The organism is Armatimonadota bacterium, assembly GCA_020354555.1.
Taxonomy (GTDB): domain Bacteria; phylum Armatimonadota; class Hebobacteria.
The window spans coordinates 1,886,780-1,891,629 of sequence record CP070648.1 but is presented as its reverse complement, the minus strand read 5'-3'; the positions used below and the strand labels follow the sequence as shown (position 1 = coordinate 1,891,629).

Below are 4,850 nucleotides of genomic sequence, written 5' to 3'. Positions count from 1 at the left end.
GTAACGCGTCGCATTCCAATCGCAAACGGCAGGGGGCAGCGCCGATAGGTATTCGGCTGGAGTCATCGGCGCCGGCCAGGTGAAGGCAAGGATGGCCTGCATGATTCCGCGAGGGGCGATTCGGCTCCGCCTCGGGGGGCATATCCGCGGTATGCCGAGGAAGAGAGGTGCATCGCCGTGACCAGATTGGCAATGGCGCTGTTGTGGCTCCTCATCTGCGGCTTGGCGTACTCGGAGGGCGCGACGGTGTGGGTCGCTTCGCCGTGGCGGCACGTCTTGAAGAGCACGCTGCCCGACGCCTTGCGCGCTGTGGGAATCACGGCCGCGAGGAACGAGTACGAGCCCTTTCGCATCATCGTCCGCGCGGGCGCCGCGCCGCTGTCCGATGTCACCGTCCTGGCGAGCCCTCTCACCGGGCCCGCGGGCGCGCTTGCGGCGGAGAACATCGCGCTGTTTCGCGAGCACTACGTCAACATCTTCGAGCCCAGCCATCGCTCGACTGCGCCGCCCGGCTGGTATCCCGATGCGCTGATACCGTTCGTGGATCCCGTTGACGGCTCTGAGCTCGCCGGGGCGATGTATGACGCCGCGCCGTTCGATGTTGACGCCGACACCAACCAGGGCGTGTGGGCCGATGTCTACGTGCCTGCAGACACTGCTGCGGGGCAGTACGCGGGCACGGTCACGGTGCTCGCCGGCGAAATAACCGTGGGTGAAGTGCCCGTGACGCTCACGGTTCGGGAGTTCGCCCTGCCCCGCACCTTCGCGATGCGCTCCAACTTCGGCGGCTTCGGCGGCCGCGTCGCCGCAGGCCTCGTGATGGATCCGGCATCCCAGGATTTCCGCGAGGTCGAATCACTGTACGTTGACACCATGTTGGCCCACCGCTGCATTCCCGCGTCGCTCGGCGGCATATGGCCCGCCTGGACCCGGGAAGGCGGCATTGACGATAGCCAGAGCGCGGACCGGATGCGCACCATGGTGGAGCAGCGCCACGTCAATTCGCTTCCCATCCCGTTCAGGTACGCCGACGACCCGGAGACCTGCAAGGCGTACCTCGGAGGCCTCGCCGCCTACCTGCGCGCGCACGGCTGGCTGGGCCTCGCCTACATCTACATGAAGGACGAGCCCAACACCGCGGAAGAGTACGAGATCGTTCGGCAACAGGGCGCGCTCATTCACGAGGCCGACCCGGGAATTAAGCGCCTGTGTACCGAGCAGACCGTGACCTCCGACCCTCAGTGGGGCGACCTCTACGGCGCCGTGGACATCTGGTGTCCTCTGTGGGGCCTCTACGACGAAAAGACCGCGCGCGAGCGGCAGCAACTCGGTGAGGAAATCTGGACCTACACCGCCCTGTGCCAGGGTGATGCGGCAAACCCCTTCTGGCAGATCGACTTTCCACCGGTCGTCTTCCGCGCGCCATTCTGGGTAAGCTGGCGCTACGGCGTCACGGGGTTCCTGTACTGGTCGAGCGTCTATTGGCCGCCCGACCGCGATCCGTGGAGCCGTCCGCACTTTCGAGACAAGTACTGGGGCGAGGGCATGCTGCTGTACCCCGGCAGCGAGGCAGGCATCCGAGGGCCGGTCCCCTCAATACGCCTCAAGCTCATACGCGAGGCAATGGAGGACTTCGAGTACATGGCTCTCGCCGCGAGCCGCGGGCAAGAGCAGGAAGTCCACGCCATAGTGGAGCAGCTCGCTCGTTCGTTCACTGACTGGGAGCGCGACCCCGCCGCATACCTCAGTGCGCGTGAGAGGATCGCCGCATTGATCGCGGCCGAGCCCACGGCTGAGCGTTGATGACCGCGGAGGCGCGTATCAGCGCTTATCGAGCCCGCTCGGCGCCCGCGGGCAATCCATCCCGCTCAGCTTATCATTACCCACATCTTGTTTGCGCCGCCGTGGGGCATGCGACATAGGCCCTGAAGGTGCACACGACTGCGGCTTGACTCGCCGTCATTTTGGAGTGCGGCGATGAATCGCCGCTTTGCTCAGCGGGAATGAATTCCCGCACTCCATAAGGCGTCGTTTGCCGACGCGTCGTCTGGGCATGCGCCACCTACCCTTTCCAGTGGCTCCACGAGGGAGAAACGGATAATGGTAGGCTTCCAGGGACTTGTGCGCCTGCGGCGTAGAGGCTTGCCCGCCGGAGGCGAACTGGCAGAGGGTGACCCGCTTCCGCCGCGCGAGATCATGAGACAACAAGGGCGCGCCGGGGGGCCGTTGAATACCGCCAGTAGACGCATCTGCCGTTGTTGCGAAGGCTTTGCATTGGGGGTGAGAAATGGGCGAGAAGCGCGCGCGCTCCGTTCTTAGAATCCTCGCCAGTGTTGCTGAAGGCGCCGTCGTCACCTCGGTTGCCGCGTGCGCGGTGGTGCTCCTTCTGACCTACCCTCTTTTTCGGCTGGCGATGAGCCTGCCGGGCGTAACGGACGGGCTTCAAGCCATTTGGGTCTTGGTCCTGATCCCACTTGCTGCCCTGGCCGGTGCCCTCATGGGCGCGGTAGTCTTTGCACTTCGTCCGAGGCGCGTCTTTCCTATCCCCTTGCTGCTGGTCGCTGTCCTGGCAGTTGCCGTGGATTTCGCGCTCGGTGCAATCAGCTCATCGGCGTTTCCGTCGTTTTCCATGGCGGTCGCCGCGCTGTTTGTTCCGGCGGCCAGTGCCGCGGGCCTCTACGCCGTGTTCTCGCGAAGGACGTCGAAGGGAATCTTGGTGAGCCGGATCGTTATCGTCTCGATCATAGTCATCGGGGCGGGCATTGCACTGGCTTATAAGACAGCGACCCACCGCGCCGGCTTCGACTTGGTGCGAGGCATGGCGGTCACCCGTTCAGCCCGCATCTGCCTCGCCACCGACTCCGGCATTCTCGCCGCCGATGCCGCCGCGCTGAAGTGGCGCCTGCTCCCTCCGGTTCCTGACGCGCAGTACATCAGAGACATCTTCACCGACGCCTCCCGGCCGAACGCGCTACTGGCGTGTGTGGGAAGTGTCAAGGGCGGGCAGTTGTGGGAGTACGATTGGCGGCGAAATACGTGGGATCTCGTGCCCGGAATCAACGGTGAGTTCGACAGCGGATCTACTGCCACCAACAGCCACGGGTTCTACGTCGTTGACAGCTTCGGTTCACTTCACGTCCGCCGCGCCGACCGCGGCGGACAGTGGGAGACTCATGCTATTTCACTTGACGGCGGACAAGGGGGCGTGCTCCTTGATCACATCGCAGTCAACCCTGAGAATCCGGCGGAAGTCCTCGGGGGGTTCTCCTACGGTTATGGCGACCAACTGCTCATCACTCCGGACTATGGAGCGAGCTGGCGGGAGATCAGCCTGCCGCGATCCGAAGAAGAAATCAGCCCGGGCGGGATTCAAGCCGTAGCCTATCTGCCGGGCTCGCCGCCGGTGATGCTGGTCGTCAGGCATCAAGAGTTGCTCGCATCAAGGAACGGAGGCGCAACGTGGCGGGCGCTGAAGACTCCAGCCGATCCGGCGCTCTTTGAGGCATTGTTGGCTGTCTCCCCGGCGGATCCACCTATGCTTTACCTGCTCGCCGAGTCCATACTCTACGCCACCCAAGACCTCGCTCGGACCTGGCGAGACACGGGTGTGGTGGGAATGGATGATCCCGGTATCGTGGTGGACGTAGTCCCTGATCCCGGGCATCCTGAGACAGTGTACGTCGCAACCTCTGGGGTGCTGGACAGGTCCCAGGAACGCGGGAACGCCCTGTACCAATCCACGGACAGCGGGCATAGTTGGCGGCGCATCAGATGGGACTGGCGTGAAGCTTCCAGGCAGCCGTGAGGCCCAAATGCGCAGCGGGCCTGCGCTGCGCGGCCCGCGCGGATCACCGCGCGCGCGGTCGCAGTCAGCACTTTGCCAGGCAAGCCGAGACCGTATTGCTGGCCAAGGCCCGCTCCGTCACTTCCCGATCATCCGCAGCAGCCCCCACAGCCAACCGCCGAGGAGCATCGAGAGGCACCCGGATTTGCGGACTGCACGGCGCGGAACCGCCGGCCCCGCCGGCCCTCGCTCCATCCCCCGCTCCACCATGCGCCGGATGTCCGGCGGCATCTCGTCGAGCGAGTGATACTCCTTGTCCCCGACGCGGAAGACCTGCGACTCCGTCACCGTTCGCGACCCTTCGCCCCCCGACGTCTTCAGCACGATCTCCGGCCCGGGGTCGGATTCCGCCAATCGCTTGATTGCCTGCTGCCTGTCCAAATTCTCGCGCTGCGCCTCGACCTCGATCATCCGCGTCACGCCGGAGAGCAGCGCCGTCGCCTGCTCCGGATGCCGCGCCTTGAGCGCGCGCAACAGCGCCTCGTCGAAGTCCTCTCCCGGCTGCGCCGACGCAAGGGCCTCGCGCAGGATCGGCGACATGCGCACCTTCAGCGTCGTTTCAATAGATGCCCCCTGTGCGCGTGCCTCGGACCGCAGCGCCTCCCGGCACGCCCCGCACAAAACGCCGTCGGACTCCGCATGCTCCCGCCCGCATCGTGGGCACTTCATCACGCTTCGCTCCCGGATCCCCAATTGAGATTGGTGGCTTGGTGCCTTTGTGGTTCAAGATCCCATTTGACCCTTCGCTCGCTCCGCGCGCCACTCCTGCCCCGTCGCGCGGGGTGGGGGAGGCCCGGATGAGCGCGTTGGGCACCGCCTGCGCACGCGTCGAGGCGACAGCAACAACGTCATCCTGAGCGCAGCGGCGATCTGCGCCTGGACGGAGCCCGGTGGCGATAGCAATCCGCAGCGCCCAACAGCCTCTGCCGTGGCCCGACGCAGGAACCCGCCGCTTTGCAAGCGAACACACGCCACAGCTAGGCTTCGCCTGCCAGTTCACAAGAGG

The 4,850-nt window shown here is 65.3% G+C and carries 3 protein-coding genes; 2 read left to right on the top strand and 1 reads right to left on the bottom strand.

What is annotated here, in order from left to right; translation table 11 throughout:
* Positions 1–177 precede the first annotated feature (177 nt).
* Both JSV65_07725 and JSV65_07720 read left to right on the top strand, forming a co-directional pair.
* The gene (locus JSV65_07725) at positions 178–1,803 is read left to right on the top strand and encodes a DUF4091 domain-containing protein (protein UCH36231.1); all 1,626 of its coding nucleotides are present in this window, start codon (positions 178–180) and stop codon (positions 1,801–1,803) included.
* Between the two features lie 484 nt (positions 1,804–2,287).
* Complete coding sequence (locus JSV65_07720; GenBank protein ID UCH36230.1) at positions 2,288–3,805, top strand: hypothetical protein; 1,518 nt, start codon at positions 2,288–2,290, stop codon at positions 3,803–3,805.
* A gap of 117 nt (positions 3,806–3,922) precedes the next feature.
* On the opposite strand, the gene JSV65_07715 is transcribed toward JSV65_07720, so the two are convergent.
* A complete protein-coding gene (locus JSV65_07715) occupies positions 3,923–4,513 on the bottom strand; it encodes a hypothetical protein (GenBank protein ID UCH36229.1) in 591 nt (196 codons plus the stop codon).
* Positions 4,514–4,850 lie beyond the last annotated feature (337 nt).